The sequence below is a fragment of the Mitsuaria sp. 7 genome (assembly GCF_001653795.1).
Classification (GTDB): Bacteria; Pseudomonadota; Gammaproteobacteria; order Burkholderiales; family Burkholderiaceae_C; genus Roseateles.
The window spans coordinates 4,206,453-4,230,951 of the sequence record NZ_CP011514.1; the positions used below are offsets into that span (position 1 = coordinate 4,206,453).

17 protein-coding genes are annotated in these 24,499 nt (G+C 69.1%); 7 read left to right on the forward strand and 10 right to left on the reverse strand.

Going from position 1 to position 24,499, the window contains the following annotated elements; all coding sequences use genetic code 11:
* Positions 1-15: 15 nt before the first annotated feature.
* The 3 genes from ABE85_RS18440 to ABE85_RS18450 all read left to right on the forward strand — a co-directional run bounded on the left by ABE85_RS18440 (position 16) and on the right by ABE85_RS18450 (position 3,206).
* Positions 16-1,416 (forward strand): lyase family protein, encoded by a 1,401-nt coding sequence (locus tag ABE85_RS18440; protein WP_067277886.1) that lies wholly within the window; start codon positions 16-18, stop codon positions 1,414-1,416.
* Entirely contained in the window at positions 1,403-2,329 is a 927-nt protein-coding gene (locus tag ABE85_RS18445; protein ID WP_067277889.1) for a ZIP family metal transporter, read from the forward strand. The genes ABE85_RS18440 and ABE85_RS18445 overlap by 14 nt, the downstream gene beginning before the upstream one ends.
* 172 nt (positions 2,330-2,501) lie before the next feature.
* Positions 2,502-3,206 (forward strand): hypothetical protein, encoded by a 705-nt coding sequence (locus tag ABE85_RS18450; protein WP_067277893.1) that lies wholly within the window; start codon positions 2,502-2,504, stop codon positions 3,204-3,206.
* Between the two features lie 37 nt (positions 3,207-3,243).
* On the opposite strand, the gene ABE85_RS18455 is transcribed toward ABE85_RS18450, so the two are convergent.
* A complete protein-coding gene (locus ABE85_RS18455) occupies positions 3,244-4,932 on the reverse strand; it encodes a PQQ-binding-like beta-propeller repeat protein (RefSeq protein WP_067277896.1) in 1,689 nt (562 codons plus the stop codon).
* 295 nt (positions 4,933-5,227) lie between these two features.
* On the opposite strand from ABE85_RS18455, the gene ABE85_RS18460 reads away from it, so the two are divergent.
* Complete coding sequence (locus ABE85_RS18460; RefSeq protein WP_067277897.1) at positions 5,228-5,977, forward strand: carbonic anhydrase; 750 nt, start codon at positions 5,228-5,230, stop codon at positions 5,975-5,977.
* A 40-nt stretch (positions 5,978-6,017) separates the two neighbouring features.
* Here ABE85_RS18460 and ABE85_RS18465 read toward each other — a convergent pair whose 3' ends face one another.
* The 9 genes from ABE85_RS18465 to ABE85_RS18505 all read right to left on the reverse strand — a co-directional run bounded on the left by ABE85_RS18465 (position 6,018) and on the right by ABE85_RS18505 (position 17,296).
* Positions 6,018-7,148 (reverse strand): acyl-CoA dehydrogenase family protein, encoded by a 1,131-nt coding sequence (locus tag ABE85_RS18465; RefSeq protein WP_067277899.1) that lies wholly within the window; start codon positions 7,146-7,148, stop codon positions 6,018-6,020.
* A gap of 2 nt (positions 7,149-7,150) precedes the next feature.
* The gene (locus ABE85_RS18470) at positions 7,151-8,578 is read right to left on the reverse strand and encodes a hypothetical protein (RefSeq protein WP_067277901.1); all 1,428 of its coding nucleotides are present in this window, start codon (positions 8,576-8,578) and stop codon (positions 7,151-7,153) included.
* Entirely contained in the window at positions 8,578-9,246 is a 669-nt protein-coding gene (locus ABE85_RS18475) for an SDR family oxidoreductase (RefSeq protein WP_067277903.1), read from the reverse strand. Before ABE85_RS18475 ends, ABE85_RS18470 begins: the two co-directional genes overlap by 1 nt.
* 11 nt (positions 9,247-9,257) lie before the next feature.
* Entirely contained in the window at positions 9,258-10,436 is a 1,179-nt protein-coding gene (locus ABE85_RS18480; RefSeq protein ID WP_067277905.1) for an acetyl-CoA C-acyltransferase, read from the reverse strand.
* Between the two features lie 32 nt (positions 10,437-10,468).
* On the reverse strand, positions 10,469-12,304 hold the full coding sequence (gene aceK / locus ABE85_RS18485) for a bifunctional isocitrate dehydrogenase kinase/phosphatase (RefSeq protein ID WP_067277906.1): 1,836 nt from the start codon (positions 12,302-12,304) through the stop codon (positions 10,469-10,471).
* 59 nt (positions 12,305-12,363) lie between these two features.
* On the reverse strand, positions 12,364-13,041 hold the full coding sequence (can, locus tag ABE85_RS18490; protein ID WP_067283092.1) for a carbonate dehydratase: 678 nt from the start codon (positions 13,039-13,041) through the stop codon (positions 12,364-12,366).
* 131 nt (positions 13,042-13,172) lie between these two features.
* A complete protein-coding gene (locus ABE85_RS18495) occupies positions 13,173-14,351 on the reverse strand; it encodes an isovaleryl-CoA dehydrogenase (protein WP_067277909.1) in 1,179 nt (392 codons plus the stop codon).
* A 152-nt stretch (positions 14,352-14,503) separates the two neighbouring features.
* On the reverse strand, positions 14,504-14,971 hold the full coding sequence (locus tag ABE85_RS18500) for a DUF1854 domain-containing protein (protein ID WP_067277912.1): 468 nt from the start codon (positions 14,969-14,971) through the stop codon (positions 14,504-14,506).
* Positions 14,972-14,989: 18 nt separating this feature from the next.
* Positions 14,990-17,296 (reverse strand): ABC transporter transmembrane domain-containing protein, encoded by a 2,307-nt coding sequence (locus tag ABE85_RS18505; RefSeq protein ID WP_082938733.1) that lies wholly within the window; start codon positions 17,294-17,296, stop codon positions 14,990-14,992.
* Positions 17,297-17,489: 193 nt separating this feature from the next.
* Between ABE85_RS18505 and cphA (ABE85_RS18510) the strand changes: the two genes are divergently transcribed.
* From cphA (ABE85_RS18510) to ABE85_RS18520, 3 genes are read left to right on the forward strand one after another with little or no spacing between them, the layout of a single operon-like run.
* Positions 17,490-19,667, forward strand: coding sequence for a cyanophycin synthetase (gene cphA, locus ABE85_RS18510; protein ID WP_067277915.1), 2,178 nt, complete (start codon positions 17,490-17,492; stop codon positions 19,665-19,667).
* Positions 19,668-19,722: 55 nt separating this feature from the next.
* Positions 19,723-22,308 carry a cyanophycin synthetase gene (gene cphA / locus ABE85_RS18515; RefSeq protein ID WP_067277919.1) on the forward strand — a complete coding sequence of 862 codons (2,586 nt, stop codon included), beginning with the start codon at positions 19,723-19,725 and terminating at the stop codon, positions 22,306-22,308.
* The gene (locus tag ABE85_RS18520; protein WP_067277921.1) at positions 22,308-24,428 is read left to right on the forward strand and encodes an FUSC family protein; all 2,121 of its coding nucleotides are present in this window, start codon (positions 22,308-22,310) and stop codon (positions 24,426-24,428) included. Before cphA (ABE85_RS18515) ends, ABE85_RS18520 begins: the two co-directional genes overlap by 1 nt.
* Positions 24,429-24,499 lie beyond the last annotated feature (71 nt).

A 24,499-nucleotide genomic window follows, 5' to 3' on the forward strand; every position in this document is an offset into this window, starting at 1 on the left:
GAAAGAAGCATCCCCATGACCAAGGCCACCCGCATCGAACGCGACTCCATGGGCGAAGTCGCCGTCCCCGTCGACGCGCTGTACGGCGCGCAGACGCAACGCGCGGTCGAGAACTTCGCCATCAGCCGCCAGCCCATGCCCGAGCGCTTCGTGCGCGCGCTGGTGCTGCAGAAGGCCGCCGCGGCGCGCGCCAACATCGCGCTCGAGCAGGTGCCGGCCGACATCGGCCAGGCCATCGACCGCGCCGCGACGCAGCTGCTGCAGGACCCGGCGCTGATGAGCCACTTCCCGGTGGAGATCTTCCAGACCGGCTCGGGCACCAGCTCGAACATGAACGCGAACGAGGTGATCGCCACGGTCGCCACGCGGCTGATCGGCAGCGGCGCGGCGAACCCGGTCACGGTGAATCCCAACGACCACGTCAACGCGGGCCAGAGCAGCAACGACTCGATCCCGACGGTGCTGCACATCAGCGCCGCGCAGGCGCTGCAAGGCGAGCTGCTGCCGGCGCTGGACCTGCTGGTGCAGACGCTGCAGGACAAGATCCAGAGCGACGGGCATCACGTGAAGACCGGCCGCACCCACCTGATGGACGCGATGCCGCTGCGACTGGGACAGGAGCTCGGCGGCTGGTGCGCGCAGATCGAGGCGCGCCGCGCGCAGCTGCGCGCGCTGCTGCCGTCGGTGTGCGAGCTCGCGCAGGGCGGCACCGCGGTGGGCACCGGCATCAACGCGCATCCGGACTTCGCGCAGCGCTTCGCCGAGGAACTCTCCAAGTTGACTGGCCTGAGCTTCCGCCCGGCGCCGGACTTCTTCGCCGCGCTGTCGGCGCAGGACACGGCGGTCGCCTTGTCAGGCGCGCTGAAGGGTCTGGCGGTCGCGCTGATGAAGATCGCCAACGACCTGCGCTGGATGAACTCCGGCCCGCTGGCCGGCCTCGCGGAGATCGAGCTGCACGCGCTGCAGCCCGGCTCGTCGATCATGCCGGGCAAGGTCAATCCGGTGATCCCGGAAGCGGTGACCATGGTCTGCGCGCAGGTCATCGGCCACGACGCGGCGATCACGATCGCGGGCCAGTCGGGCAACTTCCAGCTCAACGTGATGCTGCCGCTGATCGCGACCAACCTGCTGGACAGCCTGGCGCTGCTGGCGGCGGCGACCAAGGCGCTGGCCGAGCAGGCGATCCGCGACTTCAAGGTCAACAAGGAGGGGTTGCAGCACGCGCTGGCGCGCAACCCGATCCTGGTCACCGCGCTGAACCGCGAGATCGGCTACCTGAAGGCCGCGGCGATCGCCAAGCGCGCCTATGCGGAGAAGCGGCCCATCGTCGAGGTGGCCGAGGAGATGACCGACTTCGACCGCGCCACCCTCCAGCAGATGCTGGATCCCGGGAAGCTGACCGATGGCGGACTCTGACGCGATCCCCCGCGACGACCGCACGCTGGCGCGCCGGCATCGGCTGCGCCAGGCCTTCGGCTTCGCGATCCTGCTGATCGGCGCGGTGCTGCTGTTGCAGCAGGGCTGGCTGTGGATCAGGCCGGCCGGCGGCGTCGGTCACGGCTCGGTGATCGCGATGGCGCTGCAGGCGGGCCTGCTCGCCGCGGCGGCGACGGCCTTCGGCACGCTGCCCGCGCTGGGCACGCGCAGCCTGTCCGCGCGCGGGCAGGACGCGCTGATGGGCTTCGGCGCCGGCGTGATGCTGGCGGCCTGCTCCTTCTCGCTGATCATTCCCGGTCTCGAGGCCGCGCGCGTGCATTCGACGCCCACGGGCGCCGCGACGCAGGTCGCGCTGGCCGTGCTGCTCGGCGCGTGGTCGCTGATGGCGCTCGATCGCTGGCTCCCGCACGAGCACTTCATCAAGGGCCGCGAGGGCATGGACCCCACGCGGCTGCGGCGCACGACGCTGTTCGTGATCGCGGTCACGCTGCACAACCTGCCGGAGGGCCTGGCGATCGGCGTGGCCTTCGCGGCCAACGATCCGGTGGCGGCGGCCAGCCTCAGCCTGGCCATCGCGATCCAGGACCTGCCCGAAGGCTTCGTCATCGCGGTGGCGCTGATGGCGGTGGGCTACTCGCGGCGCAAGTCGCTGCTGCTGGGCGCGGCGTCAGGGCTGGTCGAGCCGGTGGGCGCGGTGCTCGGTGCGTGGGTGGTCTCCGCATGGCCGCTGCTGCTGCCGTGGGGACTGGGCTTCGCGGCGGGCGCGATGCTGTTCGTCATCAGCCACGAGATCATTCCGGAGTCGCACCGCAAGGGCCACGAGCGCTGGGCGACGCAGGGGCTGATGCTCGGCTTCGCGTTGATGATGGTGCTGGACACGGCGCTGGGCTGAGCCGACCTGAGCGCCCGGCGCCTGCCGCACGGCGTCCGGTTTACAACTCGCCGCTTTCAAGCGGCAGCCTTTCACGCGGCCCCGGCTCGCGCGCGGAACCGGCCGCCCACAAGCGCCGCACGCCCCTTCACCATCGGTGTTCTGCCTCCTCAACCGCAGGACCCGAGCCGTGATGAAGAAGTTTTTCGCCGCGCTTGCCGCGCTCGCCGCCGCCCACGCCGTCTTCTCGACGACCGCGCACGCCGCCGGTCTGACATCGCTGGAACAGCGATGGATCGCGGGCATGACGCCGGTGCTCCAGCACGCGAAGACCTCGGGCATGCCGGTCGACGTCGTGGTCCAACCGCAGGACGCGCCCGACGCCGCACCGCTGGCGCTGGGCTTCAAGGACGGCCGCTGCAAGCTGGTGCTCAGCCTGCGCGGCAACCCCGAGGGCGAGGCGACGATGCGGCGCCTGCCGGCGGGCCTGGAAGACAGCGCGCTCGAACTGATGGCGGCGCATGAACTCGGCCATTGCCGCCGTTACCTGGACGGCGCCTGGTTCAACCTGCCGACGGGCTTCTCGGCCACGCCGGTGCCCGAAGGCCTGAGCCCGGACCTGCAGCGGGCCTACCTGTCGATGAAATCCGCGCGGCGCGAGGAGGGTTTCGGCGATCTCGTCGGGCTGGGCTGGACTGCGCAGCGCCACCCCGAACAGTACGCCGCGCTGCACGCGTGGCTGATGCAGGAACGCAGCCGCGACCTGCTGCCGGGCAGCCACCACGACACCCTGGCGTGGATCCGGCTGGCCCGCGATCCGAAAGCGCTGGGAAGCGCGCCGTCGATGTTCGAAGCCGCCGCGCCGCTCTGGGCGCAGGCGCTCGACAGCGACGAGTGATCGCTGCGCCCCGTCGGGCGCAGCGTCCACCTGGCGATCAACGCAGGTTGAATGCCTTCAGGGTCGTCAGCGTCTGCGAGCTTTCGCCCTGGGACAGCACCACCAGCACGCCCTCGCGGGTCACGCCCAGCGAGCCGCCGCTCGGCGTGCGCCACGCCACCTGCCGGGTCGTCAGGTCCAGCGCCAGCGTCTGCTTGTCGGTCGAAACGAACAGGTGACTGTCGGTCAGCACCATCTGGCGCTGCCAGTAGTTGTCGCCCGCGTCCATCGGCCAGGACCAGAGCACCGCGCCGTCGGTCATCCGACGGGCCTCCACCGCCTTGGTCAGCTGGTTGGACGCGTACACCACGCCATGCGCCGACACCGGAAGGTCCATGAACTGGCCCTCGACGTACCAGCGCTGCGCGCCGCTGGCACGCTCCACCACGGTCAGGCGATTGCCGATGGCCGAGCCCGGCAGGATGTCGCGATGGCTCAGCAGGATCGCGCTGACGCCGTCGTCGGGCAGCACCGGCGCCTGGTAGGTCGTCATCTGCGTGAAGGTGCCGTCTTCACGGGTCGGCACCTGCGCCTCGGCCAGGATGGCGCCGTCGCTCAGGCGGAGCACCCGGTACACCCCTCCCGCGTCGACGTAGACACGATCAGCCGCCGTGTCGGCGGTCGGCCCCCAGGACCGGTAGTTGACGTTGGCCACCCGGTCGGAGAGTTCCGTGGTCCAGCGCGTGACGAGGTCCGCGCTGCCGATCGCCGTCAGGTTGTTGACCTGGGGGTCGACCGGAATCAGCAGCCGGTCTCCCGCGACGGTCCAGCCCGGATCCGCGGTGGTGATGCCCAGGCTCGCGTGCTCGCCGACGACAGTGCCGCCGGTGCTCGCCGTGACCATCACACGACCGCGCGGCGTGCTCCAGAAGAGGCGGTCGCCGGCGGCGATCACCTGCGAGGGCACAGCGGGCAGCGTCGCCGACCAGACCTCCTTGCCGTCCTGCAGGTCCAGCACGGACGCGTTGGTCTGGGTGGCGTTGTCGGGCCGCAGGCCGGGCACGGCGATGCGTCCCAGGCCGAGCGTCAGGCCCTCGCCGCGCACGTCGGCCGTCTTGTAGAGCCACCGCGCCCAACGGGCGCTGAACTTCGACGCATCCAGCGTCACCGGCACGTAGCCCGTGCGCGCGGGCGTGCCGCCGAAACTCGTCCAGTCGGCCTGGCCCGGGATCGCCGCCGGCAGCGTCGTCAGCGTCGGCGTGACGCCCGTGCCGATCTCCAGTCGATAGCGGATCCTGTCCGGCACGTAGGTGGTGAAGATCTCGAGGGAGATGATGTTGATCTCGATCGTGCCGGTGTAGACGCCCGGCAGCAGCTGGGTCACGAACCCGATGCTGAGCTGCACGTCGCCGTTGGGCAGCACGTCGCGGTAGACGTGGTCGACGACGCGGAGGGTGGCATTGTTGTCCGGCACCTCGTTCCAGGTCGGCCGGATCGTGTTGACCCCGTCGTGCCGCTTCGAGGCGTAGATCTTCACGTCCGGGCACGAGGCGCCCGGCTCCGCGGGCTTGCAGTCCGCCGTGTTCTGGCTGAGCGAGTACGGAACCTTGGTCTCGTCCAGCAGATTCCCGATGGCCTTCTCGACCGCGCCGCCGCAGCCGGTCAGCATCACCGAGACCGTCAGCGCCAGGACAGGCGCGAACAGGTTTCCCATGGCAGGCAGGCGCCGCCGCATCGTCGACAACATGAGCTTCTCCCTGATCGAAGGCGGCGCCCGATGCCCCGTCGAGGGTCAGGTCTTGTCGCCAGCGGGCCGCAATCTACGTCCCCCGTCGCGCGCCGGCAAGCCATCCAAAGAGGGAGCGGGAAAACGCGAATGCCGATGCGCGTGACCTCAGGCATCCGGGAAGTTCGGTGTCGTGGACAAGCGTTCGCAGACAAACCCTCATATTCAACGATTTCATGAGGTTCGGATCACGTCGAAGGCCAGGCCGGGCAAGCGCCTCCACTGATGCCTCTCCTTCAATCCTCCGGAGCATTCCATGTTCCTCCACGCACGTTTCCTGCTCGCCGCTCTGTCGGTCGGTCTCCTGTCGTCCGCCTTGCCCGCCGCCGCCGCGTCGCAGTGGGAATACACCGGCGACAGAGGCGCCCCTCATTGGGGCGAGATCGACCCCTCGTTCGCCACGTGCGCCTCGGGCCATCGGCAGAGCCCGATCGACATCGTCAAGACGGTGAAGGCGGCCTTGCCCGCCCTTGATTTCCATTACGGCAGCGTCGCGCCGACGATCTGGAACAACGGCCACACGGTGCAGGTGAACCTGCCTGCCGGCAACACGCTGGAAGTCGGCGACCAGCGCTATGAGCTGCTGCAATTCCACTTCCATACGCCCAGCGAGGAACACCTCCAGGGCCGGTCGCTGCCGATGGTGGCGCACTTCGTCCACAGGAACGCGGCCGGGGAACTCGGCGTGGTGGCGGTGCTGATCCGCGCGGGGCGCTCGAACGCGGCGTGGGCACCGGTGTTCCAGCACCTGCCGCGCGTGGGCGAGAAGATCACCGTGGATGAGCTGTCGCTGGACCTGGCAGCCCTGTTGCCGAAGTCGCTGGGCTACTACGACTTCGCCGGCTCGCTGACCACGCCGCCGTGCTCGGAAGGCGTGCACTGGATGGTGCTGAAGGAGCCGGTGACGCTGTCGTCGCGGCAGATCGCCGCGTTCCGCAAGCTGGTCGGCAAGAACGCGCGGCCGGTGCAGGCGCTGAACGCGCGCGTGGTCCGGGAAAGCGAATAAGCCGGCACGAGCCGGCTCCTGGGCCAGCTCATGGGCCGGCTCAGACGAGCGCGCGGCCGATCAGGATCTTCTGCACTTCAGACGTGCCTTCGTAGATCTGCGTCACGCGGACGTCGCGGTAGATCCGCTCGACCGGGAAATCGCTGACGTAGCCGTAGCCGCCGTGGACCTGGATCGCGGCGGAGCAGACGCGCTCCGCCATCTCGCTGGCGAAGAGCTTGGCCATCGCCGCTTCCTTCAGGCAGGGCTGGCCGGCGTCCTTCAGCGCGGCGGCGTGCCAGATGAGCTGGCGCGCGGCCTCGATCTGCGTGGCCATGTCGGCGAGCTTGTGCTGCATCGCCTGGTGTTCAAAGATCGGCACGCCGAAGGCGACGCGCTCCTTGCTGTAGCGCAGCGCCGCCTCGAAGGCCGCACGGGCCATGCCCACCGACTGCGACGCGATGCCGATGCGGCCGCCTTCCAGCCCCGACAGCGCGATCTTCAAGCCCTGCCCTTCCTCGCCGATCCGGTTGGCGGCGGGCACGCGGCAGTTCTCGAACAGGATCTGCGCCGTGTCGCTGGCGTGCTGGCCCATCTTGTCCTCGATGCGCGCCACGACGTAGCCGGGCGTGTTCGTCGGGACCAGGAAGGCGGAGATGCCTTTCTTCCCCGCGGCCTTGTCGGTCACCGCCATCACGATGGCGACGTCGCCGTTCTTGCCGCTGGTGATGAACTGCTTGACGCCGTTGAGGACGTACGCGTCCCCGTCGAGGACCGCCGTGGTCTTCAGGCCGCCGGCCTCGGAGCCCACGTGCGGCTCGGTCAGGCAGAAGGCGCCCAGCATGTCGCCGCGCGCCAGGGGCTTGAGGAAGCGCTGCTTCTGGTCCTCGTTGCCGAAGGCCATCAGGATGCTGCACACCGGACAGTTGTTGACGCTCACCACGGTGGAGGTCGCGCCGTCGCCGGCGCCGATCTCCTCCAGGATGATCGCCAGCGCCAGGTAGTCCAGGCCCGCGCCGTCGTACTCGGTCGGCACGGCCACGCCATAGCAGCCCAGCGCGGCCAGGCCCTTGAGCTCCTCGGCGGGGAACTGGTGGGACTTGTCCCATCCGGCCGCCTTCGGCGCGATCTGGTCTTGCACGTAGGCGCGGACGGCGTCCTGCACGGCGCGGTGGTCTTCGGAAAGCAGCATGGTCAGCTCTTGGACGGAGAGGGATCGAGGGTGGATCCCGTGACGGGGGCGGCGCTCGTGGCGCCAGGGGGAATGCGGTAGCGCAGCGTGTCCTGCTCGGACACCGTCGCCCAGACGCGCGCGACGATCTCGTCGCCGTCGACGCTCAAGCGCTCGCGCAGGCGGGCGTCCATCGGTTGTCGGGCCAGCCAGGCCGAACGCTTCGAGGGCTCGACGTTGCCCGCCGCGAGCGCCATGCGGGCGGCTTCGTTGAGCAGCATCAGCGAGGCCTGTTTGCGGAAGTAGTGCGGATACATGGGCGCACTGACCGAGACCAGCATGCCGCCGATCGAGTTGCGCCATGGCACGCTCAGCACCCATTTCGACGCGGGATCCGGTTGCCAGTCGATCAGGTCCAGCAGCCCCGTGGACGCCTTCGCCTGAACTTCCAGCCATTGCGCGTCCATCAGATGCCGGGTGGCGTGAGGCATCAGCCAGAAGGCCGGCTTGCAGCGCAAGGGCTGGGTCGACGATGCCGCGCCGGAATGCACGCCCTCATCGACGCAGGTGTCCTCCTTCACCGCTTCCCGGCCGAACTGAGACTCGCTCCGGATCCAGACCGAGGCATCGAGCGCCTGCGCCGGCAGCGGTCGCAGCATGGCGCGCAGGTCCTGTCCCGCCGCCGGGTAGCGTGCCGCCAGATCGGTGACGGTGCGCCAATGCATGCGAGCCATCGCGCCGGAGACGCCGACACCGATCAGCGTGCGCGCGCCAGAGAGCATCGCGCCGGACAAGGCCTCGCCTTGCCTGGCGAAGCCCAGCATCGCAGCCTTGTCGCCCGCCTGCCCCGCCAGCGCGGCGCGGATTTCGAGCCAACGCTGGCAGTTCACCACCCCTTGCCAAGACATTCCCATGCTTGCGCGCCGGACATAGCTGTCGTTGACTGTCTTGAGTTGGTCGCGCGGCGTGATCAGCGGCTCTTCGAGCACCATGCCGGGACGGGCCACCGCCTCGCAGCGACTGCCCATGTCGACGTGCGCATCGACCAGCGCGCGCAGGCTCGTGGCCTCGCGCGTCCAGACGGCCACGCAGTCCTTTGTCTGCGCGTCGCATTGCCACGCTGCCAGGATCGGACCTAGCGCCGTCGCGGTCGGCCACCGACGGGGTGCAGCCGGTTCCGGCAGATTGATCGCGCCCGCGTCGATCGCGGCCCAGCGCTTGACGCCTTCCGCCTGCGGATCGTCGCCCGCGGCGGTCAGGCCGATCAACGCGAAGAACGCGTTGCGCTCCTGCGGCAACGTCGTCGCCGGCACGCGCAACGCCTCGGGCACGGGACGCGGCGCATCGTCGACCAGGCGGTTGTTGAACGCCGCCCAGGCCGCCGCGAGCGTGACCACGCCCAGCAGGAAGCCGCCCAGGATCTTCAGCGTCACGCGGGCCCAGCGTTTCATCACCAGGGCAGCGGGGTGCCGTCGTAGTTGAAGAAGCCGCCGTTGTCGGCCGGCTTGAGGCCGTCGAGCACCGCGCGCAGGCTGGACGCGCTGGTGGCGACGTCGATGTCGGCCTCCTGGCCGCCCATGTCGGTCTTGACCCAGCCCGGATGCAGGCTGACGCAGATCGCGCGGCCGTCGAGCGTCAGCGACAGGTCCTTCATCACCGAGTTCACCGCCGCCTTGGACGCGCGGTACACCCAGCCCGCCGAGTTCGCGCGCAGCGTCATCGATCCCATCCGCGAGGACAGGATGCCGATGCGCGCGTCCGGCGCGAGCGCGTCCAGCAGCTGCGGCAGCACGCGCATCGGACCCAGCACGTTGGTGTGCATGACGGCGTCGAAGTCGGCCGCGCTCGGCGGCTGCAGGCCGATCGTCTTCGGGCCGTAGAGGCCCGCCACGTACAGGACGCGGTTGAACTGGTAGCCGTCCAGCTGCCAGGCCAGGCCGGCGATGCTGACCACGTCGGACACCTCGAGCTTGATCGCCGTCGCGCCGAGCGCCTTCAGCTTCTCGAGGCTGGCGTCGTCGCGCGCCGTGGCGACGACGGTGTCGCCGCGGTCGCGGTGCTGCTTCACGAGCTCGAGGCCGATGCCCCGCGACGCGCCGATGATGAGGACTTGCGTCATCCGGTCCGTCCTCAGATCAGCTCGACGCCGACGGCGGTGGCTTCGCCGCCGCCGATGCACAGCGCCGCGACGCCGCGCTTCAGCCCGCGGTGCTTCAGCGCGCCCAGCAGCGTGACGAGGATGCGGGCGCCCGACGCGCCGATCGGATGACCCAGCGCCACGGCACCGCCGTTGACGTTGACGATCTCGTGCGGCAGCTTGAACTCGGCCATCGCGGCCATGGTCACCGCGGCGAAGGCCTCGTTGACTTCCCACAGGTCGACGCTCTTGGCGTCCCAGTTGTTCTTGGCCAGCAGCTTCTGGATCGCGCCGACCGGGGCCGTCGTGAACCACTCGGGCGCATTCGCATGCACCGCGGTGCCGACGATGCGGGCCACCGGCTTCACGCCCAGCTTGTTGGCAGTCGATTCGCGCATCAGCACCATCGCCGCGGCGCCGTCGGAGATCGACGACGAGGTCGCGGCCGTGATCGAGCCGTCCTTCTTGAACGCCGGCTTCAGCGTCGGGATCTTGTCGAGCTTGGCCTTGAACGGCTGCTCGTCGCGCGAGATCACCGTATCGCCGCCCTTGCCGGCGATCGTCACCGGCGCGATCTCCCACGCGAAGCTGCCGTCCTCGTTGGCGCGCTTGGCACGCTCCGTCGACGAGATCGCGAACTGGTCCTGCGCCTCGCGCGTGAAGGCGTACTTGTCGACGCACTGCTCGGCGAAGACGCCCATGGCCTTGCCGCGCTCGTACGCGTCTTCCAGGCCGTCCAGCGCCATGTGGTCGTACATCTGCGCGGCGCCGTACTTCACGCCCTTGCGCGCGAACATCAGATGCGGTGCATTGGTCATGGACTCCATGCCGCCGGCGATCAGGATGTCGGCACTCTCCGCCTTCAGCGTGTCATGCGCGAACATCGTCGCGCGCATGCCGGCGCCGCACATCTTGGACAGCGTGACCGCGCCCACCGATTGCGGCAGGCCCGCCTTCAGCACGGCCTGGCGCGCCGGGGCCTGGCCCTGGCCGGCCATCAGGCAGTTGCCGAGGAAGGCTTCCTCGATCGCGTCGGTCGGGATGCCGGCGCGCTCGACGGCCGCCTTGATGGCGACGGCGCCCAGCTCCCACGCGGCCAGACCGGCGAAGTCGCCCAGCAGGCCGCCGATCGGCGTGCGGGCGGCGGAAACGATGGCGATGGAATCGGACATGGAGGTCTCCTTCAAAGAAATCAGGGGGTTCGTCAATGAATGGGAAGTTCCCGGTCCTGCGACTCCGGCACCTTCAGGGCCGGGGCGACGTCGCGGACGTGGAAGCGCTTGTGCGGGTCGTACGGGAACACGTCCTCGACGTGCCCCGCCAGGATGCGTTCCTTGTGGGTCTGCCAGAACGCGGGGTCGAGCAGGTCGGCGTGGTGCGCCATGAAGACGTCGCGCACGCCCGGATGGCCGAGCAGGAAGGGCCCGAAGGTCTCGGGGAACACGTCGAGCCTGTTCACCGTGTACCAGACCTCGCCCGACATTTCCTCTTCCTCGTTGCGGGCCTCGGGGACCTTGCGGAAGTTGCAGTCGGTCAGGTATTCGATCTCGTCGTAGTCGTAGAACACGACCTTGCCGTGGCGCGTCACGCCGAAGTTCTTCCACAGCATGTCGCCGGGGAAGATGTTGGCCGCCACCAGGTCCTTGATCGCGTTGCCGTACTCGACCACCGCATGCGCCAGCTGCGCCGGCGACGCTTCCTGCAGGTAGATGTTGAGCGGCACCATGCGGCGCTCGATGTAGAGGTGCTTGATGACCAGGTCCTCGCCGGTCTCCTCCAGCAGCGACGGGCAGAAGTGCTTCAGCTCGGCCACGAGCTCGTCCTCGAAGCGGTGGCGCGGGAAGGCCACCCGCGTGTACTCCAGCGTGTCGGCCATGCGCCCGACGCGGTCGTGCTGCTTCACCAGCAGGTACTTGGACTGGATCTGCTCGCGCGTCGTGTCCTTCTGCGGCGGGTAGAAGTCCTTGATGACCTTGAACACGAACGGATAGGACGGCAGGTCGAAGACCAGCATCACCATGCCCTTGATGCCGGGCGCGATGCGGAACTTGTCGCTGCTGTGGCGCAGGTGGTTGAGGAAGTCGCGATAGAAGAGGTTCTTGCCCTGCTTCTGCAACCCCAGCGTCGCGTAGATCTCCGAGCGCGGCTTGCGCGGCATCAGCGAGCGCAGGAACTGCACGTAGGCGCTGGGCACTTCCATGTCGACGAGGAAATAGGCCCGCGCGAAGCTGAACAGCATCTGCAGCTCGTCCTCGCCGAAGAGCGCGGCGTCGATGTAGAGCTGGCGTTCCGCCGTCTGGTCGATCTCACCGTCGCTCGCCTCCTTGTGCAGGATGGGCAGCGCGAACGGCGTCTCCGTGAAGCCGTTGATGATCTTGCCGACGATGTACGCGCCCTTGTTGCGGAAGAACAGCGAGGACAGCACCTGCACCTGGAAATTCGTCCGCCAGCGGAAGGCGCCCAGCTCCTTGCCGACGGCTTCCAGCACCAGGTCGATGTCGCGGCCGAGGTCCTCGAACTCCAGCGCCAGCTGGAAGTTCCAGACGATGCGCATGAAGGTGTCGCGCAGCGTGTCCTGCGAGGGGTAGTAGCAGCGGTAGGTGGGCTGCGCGGCGGGTTCCTCGTTCTCGATGAACTCGGTGGAGATCGCCGGCCGGACGAAGATGAACTCGTTGTGGAAGTAGCTGTGGTGGAGGATGCGTGTCGTGACCGAATTGAAGAAGGTCTCGGCGAGCTCCGGCCGCAGGTGCTTGGTCAGCAGGCCGATGTAGTGCAGCTTGACCTGTTGCCAGACCTCGCTGGGCAGCGCGCTGGTCTTGAAGCGCTGTTCCAGCTCGAGGACGGCCTCGTCGACGCGCAGGTCGTAGAACTCGATGCGCTCGCGCTGCGCGAACTGCTGGCCGTGCCAGTCGGCCTGCTCGAAGCGCTGCTTCGCGGTCGCGGACGCCGCGCGGAACAGGCGGTAGTGCTTGTCGAAGCCTTCGAGCATCGCCTGGGCGATCTCGAAGGCGCGCGGATCGTTGAGCTCGTGAGGGAACATCGGTGGTCCTGCTCCGTCCCGGTCGTGACCGCTGGTATCCGCTCGGTGGCCGTGCGGGCTCAGCGGCCCATGGCCGCCTCGTAGCGGCGGTGCAGCGCGTCCAGCGCGCTGCGATAGGCGGGGCCGACGTCCTCGGCCTTGCCGACGGTGATGCTCAGGTCCTTCAGCAGGCCGTTGTGCAAGCCGTAGACCCAGCCGTGCACGGCGACTTCCTGACCGCGCGCCCAGGCATCCTGGACGACGGTCGTCTGGCAGGCGTTGCGGGCCTGCTCCAGCACGTTGAGCTCGCACAGCGCATTGGCGCGCTGGTCGGGGACCACCTGGTCCAGCCATTCCTGATGGTGGTTGCGCACGTCCTGGACGTGACGCAGCCAGTTGTCCACGAGGCCGACGCGCAGGTCTTCCAGCGCGGCGCGCACGCCGCCGCAGTTGCTGTGGCCCACGATGATGATGTGCTGGACCTTCAGCTGGTCCACGGCGAACTGCATGACCGACAGGCAGTTCAGGTCCGAATGGACCACGACGTTCGCCACGTTGCGGTGGACGAAGAGCTCGCCCGGCAGCAGGTCCACCAGCTCGTTGGCCGGGACGCGGCTGTCGGCGCAGCCGATCCAGAGGTATTGCGGCGTCTGCTGCTTCAGCAAGCGCGAGAAGAAGCCGGGCGACTGTTCCTCAGTCGCGGTGGCCCAGCGCTTGTTGTTGTCCAGCAGGTCTTGCAGTTCGTTCGTCGTGCTCATGACCAGCATTGTCGCGTCACATGGCGTGACAGTAGCGAATGCGGCTTTCCAACCAAGCGGCACCCATGGAACTGGCTCTGCCAGGCCATCGGGTGCGCCCCCTCGGGGGGCCGGCGAAGCCGGTAGGGGGGTCACATTGTCTCGGCGAAGAGCTCGCGGCCGATCAGCATGCGCCGGATCTCGGACGTGCCCGCGCCGATTTCGTAGAGCTTCGCGTCACGCCAGAGGCGGCCCAGCGGGTACTCGTTGATGTAGCCGTTGCCGCCGAAGATCTGGATGCCTTCGCCGGCCATCCAGGTGGCCTTCTCGGCGCACCAGAGGATGACGGAGGCGCAGTCCTTGCGCACCTGGCGGACGTGCGAGCCGTCCAGCGCGTCGAGGTTCTTGCCCACGGTGTAGCAGAACGCGCGGGCGGCCTGCAGCACGGTGTACATGTCGGCGACCTTGCCCTGGATCAGCTGGAATTCGCCGATCGACTGGCCGAACTGCTTGCGGTCGTGGATGTAGGGGACGACGTTGTCCATCACCGCCTGCATGATGCCGATGGGTCCGGCGGCCAGCACGGCGCGCTCGTAGTCCAGGCCCGACATCAGCACCTTGGTGCCGCCGCCGACCTGGCCCAGCACGTTCTCGGCCGGGACCTCGACGTCCTGGAACACCAGCTCGCCGGTGTGGCTGCCGCGCATGCCGAGCTTGTCCAGCTTCTGCGCGATCGAGAAGCCCTTCATGCCCTTCTCGATCAGGAAGGCGGTCATGCCGCGGGCGCCGAGCTCGGGTTCGGTCTTGGCGTAGACGACCAGCGTGTCCGCGTCGGGACCGTTGGTGATCCACATCTTGTTGCCGTTGAGGACGTAGTAGCCGCCCTTGTCCTCGGCACGCAGCTTCATCGACACGACGTCGGAGCCGGCGCCGGGTTCGCTCATCGCCAGCGCGCCGACGTGTTCGCCGGAGATCAGCTTGGGCAGGTACTTCTGCTTCTGCGCGTCGGTGCCGTTGCGCTTGATCTGGTTGACGCACAGGTTGGAGTGGGCGCCATAGCTCAGGCCCACCGAGGCGCTGGCGCGGCTGATCTCCTCCATGGCCACCATGTGGGCCAGGTAGCCCATCGCGGCGCCGCCGTATTCCTCGGGCACGGTGATGCCCAGGACGCCGACGTCGCCCATCTTGCGCCACAGGTCCATCGGGAACTGGTCGCTGCGATCGATCTCCGCAGCGCGGGGGGCGATCTCGGCTTGGGCGAACTCGCGCACCGCGTCGCGCAGGGCGTCGATGTCCTCGCCGAGATGGAAATTCAGACCGGGCAGGCTCATGGGTTTGTCTCCTCGACCACCTCCGCGGCCGCCTCTCCGGGCGGCCGCTGGGCAATTCGTCTTACGTTTACGTAAACGTCAATTGTAGGGCAGCTTGGGCCTCGTAGGGCCCATGGCAGAAATGCGTAAGGGTGGGCCCGAAGACCCTGGGATCACAGGAAGCGCTCGAGCAGCTTGCGCGAATGCCGATCCAGCGCGAACCGGTCCGGCACCAGGAAGTGCAGCCCGTGGGAGCTGGTGATCAGCAAGCGCCCTTCCCCGAGGCGGCGGATCTCTTCCTCGCTCTTGAGGATGAAGCCTGTGGTGCCGCGGTCGGTCTCGACGGTCCACTGGGACGGCGTCGAGAAGGTCGAGACGGCCAGCAGCTTGAGCACCGTCGGCGTCATCTCGCGGTGGGCGAGCTCGTCCTGCAGCAGCTCGCGCTGCGCCTGCGGCAGGTCCGTGAGCCGGTCGATCCAGGCGATCTCATGCCCGTCGGTGCCGACCAGCGAGAGGCCCTCATCAGGCGCGCTCAGCGGATGCGCCCGCACGGGCGTGACGTTGTCGTGGGTCTGACCGGCGTCGTCCACCAGCGTCAGCCGGCCATAGGCATTGCGCGCCAGGGTCTGGATGTTGTTCATGAAGAATCCTGGTCGCGATCAGGCCTGCGTGGCCGTGTGGACGTTGACGTTGGGCGCGACGACAACGACGTTGTCCTGCTCCTCCGCGTCGACGCGGCGGGCCTGCGCCTCCCACAGGCGCCAGTAGGCGCCCTGCTTGGCGATCAGCTCGTCGTGCGGTCCGACCTCGACGATCTCGCCGCGGTCCATCACCACCAGCCGGTCGGCCTTGCGCAGCGTCGACAGGCGGTGGGCGATGGCGATCGTCGTGCGGCCCCGCACCAGGTTGTCCAGCGCCTTCTGGATCTCCTTCTCCGTCTCCGTGTCCACGGCCGAGGTGGCCTCGTCCATGATCAGGATGCGCGGGTCGATCAGCAGCGCGCGGGCGATCGAGATCCGCTGGCGTTCGCCGCCGGACAAGCCCTGACCCCGCTCCCCGACCAGCGAGTCGTAGCCCTGCGGCAGCCGCAGGATGAATTCATGCGCATGCGCGGCGCGCGCCGCGGCGACGATCTCGTCGCGCGTCGCTTCCGGCTTGCCGTAGGCGATGTTCTCCGCGATCGTGCCGAAGAACAGGAAGGGCTCCTGCAGCACCAGCCCGATGTGACGGCGGAAGTCCGACAGCTTGAAGCGCCGCAGGTCGACGCCGTCGAGCTTGATCGCGCCCTCGGTCACGTCGTAGAACCGGCAGATCAGGTTGACCATCGTGCTCTTGCCCGAGCCGCTGTGGCCGACCAGCCCGATCATCTCGCCCGGCTTGATCACCAGGTTGAGGTCGCGGATCACCGTCCGGTTGCCGTAGCGGAAGCCAATGTCCTGCAGCGACAGCTCGCCCTCGACCTTGTCCAGCACCACCGGCTGCGTCGGCTCCGGCACGTTGGAATGGTGGTCGAGGATGTCGAAGATCCGCTTCGCGCCCGAGGCCGCCTTCTGCGTCACCGACACGATGCGGCTCATCGAATCCAGCCGCCCGTAGAAGCGTCCGATGTAGGCCAGGAACGCGGTCAGCGTACCGACCGTGATCTGCGAATGCGCGATCAGCCAGATCCCGAAGGCCCAGACGACCAGCAGGCCGATCTCGGTCAGCAGCGAGACGCTGGGCGTGAACAGGCTCCAGGTCTTGTTCAGCCGGTCGTTGACGACCAGGTTGTGCTTGTTGGCGGTGCGGAAGCGCTCGGCCTCGCGGCGCTCCTGCGCGAAGGCCTTCACCACGCGGATGCCGGGAATCGTGTCCGCCAGCACCGAGGTCACCTCGCCCCAGACCCGGTCGATCTTCTCGAAGCCGGTGCGCAGCTTGTCCCGCACCAGGTGGATCAGCCACGCGATGAAGGGCAGCGGCACCAGCGTGGCCAGCGCCAGCCACGGGTTGGTGTGGAACAGGATCGCCGTGATCATCGCCAGCATCAGGCAGTCGGTGATGAAGTCCAGCGCGTGCAGCGACAGGAAGACGCTGATCCGGTCGGTCTCCGAGCCGATGCGGCTCATCAGGTCGCCGGTGCGCTTGGAGCCGAAGTACTCCAGCGACAGGCCCAACAGGTGGTCGAAGGTCGCCGTGCGCAGGTCCGCGGCGATGCGCTCCGACACCAGCGCCAGGATGTAGGTCTTGGCCCAGCCCAGGATCCAGGACACGATCGCCGCCCCGAACAGCCCGCCCAGGTACATCACCACCAGCATGGTGTCGATCTGCTTGCCTTGCTGGAACGGGATCAGGACGTCGTCCATCAGCGGCATCGCCAGGTAGGGCGCCACCAGCGTCGCGCCGGTCGCGCCCAGCATCAGCAGGAAGCCCAGCAACAGCTGACCCCGGTAGGGTCCGGCGAAGCGCCACAGCCGCAGCAGCACCCAGGTGGACGGCGGCGTGTGCAGCTCGCGGGCGCAGGAGGGGCATTCCTCGCTGTCTTCCGGCAGGATGGCCTGGCAGCTCGGGCAGAGTTCGGGCTCCTCGTCCAGCTTGGCCTCGACCTCGTCGCGGCGGTTGAAGGCGTCCTGGAAGCGCTGGGCCTGCAGGTTGGCCCGCATCGTGAAGCGCCATTGCGCCAGCCGGCCGTCGGCGTCCACCAGCTCCAGCGCGCCCAGCCCGGCGTGGTCGGACAGCACCAGCTTCAGGTCGGGCGTCAGCGGCCATTCCCGGAAGACCGGGGCGCCGCCTTCGTCCTCGGAGGCTTCCAGGGACAGCAGCCGTTGATCCGTGAGTCGCAGACCGCCCGCCGAGAAGCGCAGACGCCCGTCGAGGTCAACCTCCAGCGAGGCCCGGACGTTTTCGCCACGCCGCAGGCGTGTTTCGAAAGCCTCGGCGGCCGGAACGCCGCCGGCACCGGCCAACGCGACAGGATGTGAATGCTGCATTTTTGATTCTTCTGGCGATCTGCGAAACGAAAGGTTTCTTCGAGACTTTTCTGCCGTTGCCCCCCAACGGGGCAAGACCCGGTCCAACCAGGTCGTGGCATCTTTCGCACAATTTTCGCTTAAGCGCACAATTGTGCTTCGCATCATTGTCCGGTGGTCCGCCGGGCGACCCTCTTCCACGTTTCCACCCCTCATGAGCCGACACGACGACATCAAGCTCCTGCGCATCAACTACCTGCGCGGCCCCAACATGTGGACCTACCGTCCGGTGCTGGAAACCTGGCTGGACCTGGGTGGCCTGGAAGAGCATCCCTCCCACCTGATCCCCGGGTTCACCGACCGCCTGTGCCAGCGTCTGCCGGCGCTGGTCGAGCACCACTGCGGCGTGGGCGAGCGCGGGGGCTTCCTGCAGCGCCTGACCGAGGGCACCTGGATGGGCCATGTGCTGGAGCACATCGTCATCGAGCTGCTCAACCTGGCCGGCATGCCGACCGGGTTCGGCCAGACGCGCTCCACCTCTCGCCACGGCGTGTACCGCATGGTGTTCCGCGCCCGCGACGAGCAGGTCGCGCGCTGCGCGCTGGAACAGGGCCACGCGCTGCTGATGGCCACGATCAACGGCGACGACTTCAATGTCGACGCGGCTGTCGTGGCGATCCGCGACAAGCTCGACGACTGCTACCTCGGCCCGTCGACCGCCGCCATCGTGGCCGCGGCGACCGACCGCCGCATCCCCCACATCCGCCTGAACGACGGCAACCTGGTGCAGCTGGGCTACGGCGCGCGCCAGCGCCGCATCTGGACGGCCGAGACCGACATGACCAGCGCGATCGCCGAAGGCATCGCCCGCGACAAGGACCTGACCAAGGAACTGCTGAAGTCGGTCGGCGTGCCGGTGCCGGCGGGCCAGGCGGTCAAGACCGCCGCCGAGGCCTGGGACGTCGCCCAGGACCTGGGCCTGCCGGTCGTCGTGAAGCCGTCCGACGGCAACCACGGCCGCGGCGTCACGCTGGACCTGCGCCATGAAGCGGACGTCGAGGCCGCCTTCCACGTCGCCGACAAGGAAGGCTCGGAAGTGCTGGTCGAGAGCTACATCCCGGGGATGGAGCACCGGCTGCTGGTCGTCGGCGGCCAGGTGGTCGCGGCCGCGCGCGGCGAGGAAGCCTGGGTCACCGGCGACGGCACGCACACCGTGATCCAGCTGATCGACCTGCAGATCAACACCGATCCGCGCCGCGGCACGACCGAGGACTTCCCGCTCAACCGCATCGACATCACTGGCGACCCAGTCGTGCTGCTGGACCTGCAGCGCCAGGGCCTGACCGGCGACGGCATCCCCGAAGCCGGCCAGCGCGTGCTGATCCAGCGCAACGGCAACGTCGCCATCGACTGCACCGCGCAGATCCATCCGGAAGTGGCGCACGCCGTCTCGCTGGCGGTGCGCACCGTCGGCCTGGACATCGCCGGCGTCGACCTGGTCTGCAGCGACATCTCCAAGCCGCTGTCCGAGACCGGCGGCGCGATCGTCGAAGTCAACGCGGGCCCCGGCCTGCTGATGCACCTGAAGCCGGCCGAGGGCATGCCCCAGCCGGTGGGCCAGGCCATCATCGACCACCTGTTCGCCGAGGACGAGAGCGGCCGCATCCCCATCGTGGGCGTGACCGGTTCGCGCGGCACCGCGCAGATCGCGCGCCTGGTCGGCTGGCTGCTGCACCTGAACGGCCGCCACGTCGGCCTGGCCTGCGGCGCCGGACTGTTCCTGGGCACCCGCCGCGTGGAGCGCAAGCCCAGCGCGACCTGGGCCGCCAGCCACCGCCTGCTGATGAACCGCGCGGTCGACGCCATCGTGGTCGAGAACGGCGCCGGCACCATCCTGGGCGACGGCCTGGCCTACGACCGTTGCCAGGTCGGCGTGGTCACCGACCTGGGCCGCGTGGACGAACTCGACAACCACGACATCCAGACCGAGGACCAGCTCTTCAAGGTGCTGCGCACGCAGGTCGACGTGGTGCTGTCCGACGGCGTCGCCGTGCTCAATGCCGACGAGGCCAAGGTGGCCGAGATGGCCGAGCTGTCCGACGGCGAAGTGATCCTCTACGCGCTGGACGCCGGCAACGCCGCGCTGACGGAACACCGCGGCAAGGAAGGCCGCGGCGTGTTCCTGCGCGGCGGCGCCGCGATGCTGGCGCAGGGCACGTCCGAGACCTCCGGCGCGAACGTCGAATCGCTGCAGGCCCGCTTCCGCGCGGTCGGCCAGGAGATCGCGACCGACGCGGTGCTGGCCGCCGTCGCGACCGGCTGGGCCATGGGCATCTCGCCCGAGCTGATCTCCGCCGGTCTGGACACCTTCGTGCCGGACCTGCCGCAATAAGCGGCCCCGCTTCACGATCGCCCTTCAAAGAACAGTCGAACCCGAAAGACGACAGATGGAAGTCTCCCGCACACGCGCCCTCCGCGGTCCCAACATGTGGAGCCGCCACACCGCCATCGAGGCGGTCGTGCACTGCAGCGACACGGAACGCACGATCGCGGACATGGCCGGCTTCGAGGCCCGCCTGCGCGAACGCTTCCCCGGCATCGGCCCGCTGCGGCCGGCCAGCAGCGCCAAGACCCCGATCACGCTGGCCCACGTGCTGGAACAGGCCGCGCTGGCGCTGCAGGCGCAGGCCGGCTGCCCGGTGACCTACAGCCACACGCACACCACGTCGGAGGACGGCACCTACCAGGTCGTCGTCGAGTACAGCGAGGAAGACGTCGGAAGGGCCGCCTTCGAGAAGGCCGTCGAGCTGATCAATGCCGCGCAGTCGGGCGGCGCCTTCGACGCCGACGCCGCCGTCAAGGCGCTGCGCGAGACGGACGAGGACATCCGCCTCGGCCCCTCGACAGGTTCCATCGTCGACGCCGCCTGCAAGCGCGGCATCCCGTTCCGGCGCCTGACGCAGGGCTCGCTGGTGCAGTTGGGCTGGGGCGTGAAGCAGCGCCGCATCTGGGCCGCCGAAGTGGACGCCACCAGCGCCGTCTCCGAATCCATCGCGCAGGACAAGGACCTCTCCAAGCGCCTGCTGCAGTCGGCCGGCGTGCCGGTGCCCATCGGTGCCCCCGTGGAGACCGTCGACGAGGCCTGGGAGCTGGCGCTCGAGATCGGCCTGCCGGTCGTGGTCAAGCCGCTGGACGGCAACCAGGGCAAGGGCGTGACGGTCAACGTCGCCTCGCGCGAGCACATGGAGATCGCCTACAAGGCCGCGGACGAGATCGGCACGGTGATGGTCGAGAAGTTCCTGCCCGGCAGCGACTACCGGCTGCTGGTCGTCGGCGACAAGCTGGTCGCCGCCGCCCGCCGCGATCCGCCCAACGTGACCGGCGACGGCGTGCACACGGTGCGCCAGCTGGTCGACAAGGTCAATGAAGACCCGCGCCGCGGCGACGGTCACGCGACCTCGCTGACCAAGATCCGCCTGGACGACATCGCGATCGCGCGCCTGGACCTGCAAGGCCTGACCCCTGAATCGGTGCCGGACAAGGGCCAGCGCGTGATCCTGCGCAACAACGCCAACCTGTCCACCGGCGGCACCGCCACCGACGTGACCGACGACGTGCACCCGGAAGTCGCCGCCCGCGCGATCGCCGCGGCGACGGTCGTCGGCCTGCATGTCTGCGGCGTCGACGTCGTGGCCGAGAGCGTGCTCAAGCCGCTCGAGGAACAGAGCGGCGGCATCGTCGAGGTCAACGCCGCGCCCGGCCTGCGCATGCACCTGAGCCCGTCCTACGGCAAGGGCCGCGACGTGGGCGAGGCCATCATCTCCAGCATCTACGGCGGCAACCGCGGCGCCGCGAGCGAGGACGGCCGCATCCCCATCGTGGCGGTGACCGGCACCAACGGCAAGACGACGACCTCGCGCCTGGTCGCTCACATGTTCGCGACGCAGGGGCTGCGCGTGGGCATGACCAACACCGACGGCGTCTACGTCGACGGCCGGCAGACCGACAGCGGCGACTGCTCCGGCCCGAAGAGCGCGCGCAACGTGCTGATGCATCCGGACGTCGAGGCGGCGGTCTTCGAGACCGCGCGCGGCGGCGTGCTGCGCGAGGGCCTGGGCTTCGACCGCTGCCAGGTGGCGGTGGTGACCAACCTCGGCGAGGGCGACCACCTCGGCATGAACTTCCTCAACACCGTCGAGGAACTGGCGCTGGTCAAGCGCGTGATCGTGCAGAACGTGGCCCCCAACGGCTACGCGGTGCTGAACGCCGCCGACCCGGTCGTGGCGAAGATGGCCGAGGTCTGCCCGGGCCAGGTGATCTTCTTCGCGAGCGACCGCCACCATCCGCTGATGGCGACGCACCGCGCGCAGGGCAAGCGCTGCGTCTATGTCGACGGCGACGCGCTGGTCGCGGCGCAGGGCGCGTGGCGCGAGTCCATCCCGCTGCGCGACATCCCCTTCACCCGAGGCGGCGCGATCCCGTTCCAGAACGAGAACGCGATGGCCTCGGTGGCGGCGGCCTGGGGCGTGGGCCTGGACTGGGACACGATCCGGCGCGGGCTGGCGAGCTTCATGAGCGATCCGGACAGCGTGCCGGGCCGCTTCAACGTGATGGACTATCGCGGCGCGACCGTCATCGCCGACTACGGCCACAACGGCGACGCGATGCGCGCGCTGGTGCAGGCGGTGCAGGCGCTGCCGGCCAACAAGCGCTCGGTGGTGATCTCCGGCGCCGGCGACCGCCGCGACGAGGACATCCGCATCCAGACGCAGATCCTGGGCGAGGCCTTCGACGAGGCCATCCTGTTCCAGGACGCCTGCCAGCGCGGCCGCGAGGACGGTGAAGTCCTGGCGCTGCTGCAGCAGGGCCTGAAGGGCGCGACGCGGACGAAACACATCGAGGAGATCCGCGGCGAGTTCGTCGCGATCGACCGCGCGCTGGAGCGTCTGCAGCCGGGCGACCTGTGCCTGGTGCTGGTCGACCAGGTCGAAGAGGCCCTGGCCCATCTGAACCAGCGCGTCCGGGAAGCCTGATGGCGGCCGGTCGCTGGCGGCACTGGCCGGCGCACTGGTGGAACGGCCTCAGCGTCGCCCTCGGGGTGATGCTGGTGCAGGTGATCGTGTCGCACGCGGCCCCGGCCGAGCTGTCGCACATCGCCTCGCAGCTGGCGATGGCCTGCGCCATCTGCGCCAGCCTGGCCGATCTGCCGGGCAGCGTCCGCCGCAACCGCAACCGCGTGCTCACCGCCGGCGGCATGACGCTGCTGGCCGTGGGGCTCGTGGCGGTCCTTCATCCGTATCACGCCGCGATGGGCACGCTCGTGGCGGTGCTCGCATTCGGCAGCGCCATGCTGCTGAGCTGGGGGCCGCGCGCGGGCCCCGTGTCCTTCGCGCCCATCCTGGCGATGGTGTTCGCGCTCGCCTGGCCGCACCAGCCGCTGCACATCGTGCTGGCGAGCGGCGCGGCGGGCATCGCGCTCTACCTCGTGTGGAGCGTGATCTCCAGCGCGGTGCTGCACCGGCGCTTCCACCGGCTGGCGCTCGCCGATGCGCTGCACGGCCTGTCGCAGCTGCTGAGCGCACGGGCCGAGCTGCTCGGCACCGGCGGCTCGGCGCATGCGATGCGCGACTGGCTGGGCAACGAAGCCCAGCTGGCGGAACTGCTGCAGACGGCGCGCGACCAGGTCTTCCCGCGCGCGAAGACCGATCCGCGCAGCGCCGCAGTGCTGCTGCACATCGTCGAGCTGCGCGACCTGATGCTGGCGAGCCGTCTGGATCTGGAACTGCTGGGCGAGGATCCGGTCGGTCAGCACATGCGCACGGCGCTGGTCAGCCGTCTGCGGGCGCTGGCCGTGCTGCTGGACGAATACCGCGATGCGCTGCTCGACGAGCGCACGCCGGCGATGAACACCGTGCGACCGACGCAATGGCCGGAGCTGCCGCCGCAGGATCCGCGCACGCGCCTGCAGCTGGTGCTGCAGGACCGGCTGTCCCATCTGGACGGCGAGGTCCTCGCGATGGGCCGCGCGCTGGACACAGCCCAGCCGCTGCCGCCGCTGGCGCTGGACGCCGGCGAACTGCGGAGCTTCGTGACGCCGGTCGGCTGGCCGATCGGCCTGCTGAAGGCGCAGATCCACCTCGACTCACCGGTGATGCGCCATGCGCTGCGCAGCGCGCTGGCGTTGTCGTCGGCCTACTTCATCGCGCTCGCGCTGCCCTGGGCCTCGCACCCGCACTGGCTGGTGCTGTCCGTCGCGGTGGTGCTGCGCGGCAGCCTGGACCAGACGCTGGAGCGTCGCAACATGCGGGTGCTCGGCACGGCGATCGGCTGCGGGCTGATGCTGGCGCTGTCGCTGATCCCCAACCAGACCTTGTGGATCATCGTGCTGCAGATCGCCGTGGGCATCGCGCATGCGTTCGTCACGCGCCGCTACCTGATCACCGCGATCGCGGCCACGATGATGGCGCTGCTGCAATCGCACCTGGCGGACCCGGCACATGGCATCGCGATCTCGGAGCGCCTGGCGGACACCGTGCTCGGCGCGATCCTGGCCTGGGCCTTCAGCTACGTGCTGCCGGCCTGGGAGCGGCGCAACCTGCCGCGCTCGCTCAAGCGGGCGCGCGGCGCGCTGCAGCAGTACGCGATGCAGGCGATGACCGCGGCGATGACGCCGGCCGGTGCGCTCACGCAGCGCATGGCACGACGCCAGGCCTACGACGCGCTGGCCGCGTTGTCCGCGGCCCTGCTGCGCAGCGCGGCCGAGCCGCGCCGCGTGCGCCCGCCGCTGCAGGAACTCAACACGGTGCTCGACCACGGCTACCGGCTGATGGCGCATCTGTCGATGATGCGGCAGAGCCTGATGCGCCGCGCCAAGGACCTCGATGCCGACTTCCTCGCGGAACTGCCGGAGTCCGCGAAACGCCTGCAACGCGCGCTCGCCGGCCAGGAGCCGGTGCCGCACGCGGTGCAGGCGCTGCAGGACTGGAGCCTGCTGCCCGACGTCGGTCCGCTGGAAGACCTTCGCCCGTGGATGCGTCGCCGCCTGCAGGTGAGCCTGGACGATGCCGCCCGCGCGGGCGAAGCAGCCGATGCGGCCTTCGCTGCGATGTCCGCACCGCCCGAGCCGGACGTGACCTTGTCCCGCCTGCAGTGACATCGCTTCACCTCTTACTCCCTCTCCCGCTTGCGGGAGAGGGTTGGGGTGAGGGCCAGCGGCGGTGGAAG

What these genes read in the sequence shown, in the direction of transcription:
- ABE85_RS18440 (WP_067277886.1), top strand. Translation starts at nt 16, where the DNA reads ATGACCAAGGCCACCCGCATCGAACGCGACTCCATGGGCGAAGTCGCC.
- ABE85_RS18445 (WP_067277889.1), top strand. Translation starts at nt 1,403, where the DNA reads ATGGCGGACTCTGACGCGATCCCCCGCGACGACCGCACGCTGGCGCGC.
- ABE85_RS18450 (WP_067277893.1), top strand. Translation starts at nt 2,502, where the DNA reads ATGAAGAAGTTTTTCGCCGCGCTTGCCGCGCTCGCCGCCGCCCACGCC.
- ABE85_RS18455 (WP_067277896.1), bottom strand. Translation starts at nt 4,932, where the DNA reads ATGTTGTCGACGATGCGGCGGCGCCTGCCTGCCATGGGAAACCTGTTC.
- ABE85_RS18460 (WP_067277897.1), top strand. Translation starts at nt 5,228, where the DNA reads ATGTTCCTCCACGCACGTTTCCTGCTCGCCGCTCTGTCGGTCGGTCTC.
- ABE85_RS18465 (WP_067277899.1), bottom strand. Translation starts at nt 7,148, where the DNA reads ATGCTGCTTTCCGAAGACCACCGCGCCGTGCAGGACGCCGTCCGCGCC.
- ABE85_RS18470 (WP_067277901.1), bottom strand. Translation starts at nt 8,578, where the DNA reads ATGAAACGCTGGGCCCGCGTGACGCTGAAGATCCTGGGCGGCTTCCTG.
- ABE85_RS18475 (WP_067277903.1), bottom strand. Translation starts at nt 9,246, where the DNA reads ATGACGCAAGTCCTCATCATCGGCGCGTCGCGGGGCATCGGCCTCGAG.
- ABE85_RS18480 (WP_067277905.1), bottom strand. Translation starts at nt 10,436, where the DNA reads ATGTCCGATTCCATCGCCATCGTTTCCGCCGCCCGCACGCCGATCGGC.
- aceK (WP_067277906.1), bottom strand. Translation starts at nt 12,304, where the DNA reads ATGTTCCCTCACGAGCTCAACGATCCGCGCGCCTTCGAGATCGCCCAG.
- can (WP_067283092.1), bottom strand. Translation starts at nt 13,041, where the DNA reads ATGAGCACGACGAACGAACTGCAAGACCTGCTGGACAACAACAAGCGC.
- ABE85_RS18495 (WP_067277909.1), bottom strand. Translation starts at nt 14,351, where the DNA reads ATGAGCCTGCCCGGTCTGAATTTCCATCTCGGCGAGGACATCGACGCC.
- ABE85_RS18500 (WP_067277912.1), bottom strand. Translation starts at nt 14,971, where the DNA reads ATGAACAACATCCAGACCCTGGCGCGCAATGCCTATGGCCGGCTGACG.
- ABE85_RS18505 (WP_082938733.1), bottom strand. Translation starts at nt 17,296, where the DNA reads ATGCAGCATTCACATCCTGTCGCGTTGGCCGGTGCCGGCGGCGTTCCG.
- cphA (WP_067277915.1), top strand. Translation starts at nt 17,490, where the DNA reads ATGAGCCGACACGACGACATCAAGCTCCTGCGCATCAACTACCTGCGC.
- cphA (WP_067277919.1), top strand. Translation starts at nt 19,723, where the DNA reads ATGGAAGTCTCCCGCACACGCGCCCTCCGCGGTCCCAACATGTGGAGC.
- ABE85_RS18520 (WP_067277921.1), top strand. Translation starts at nt 22,308, where the DNA reads ATGGCGGCCGGTCGCTGGCGGCACTGGCCGGCGCACTGGTGGAACGGC.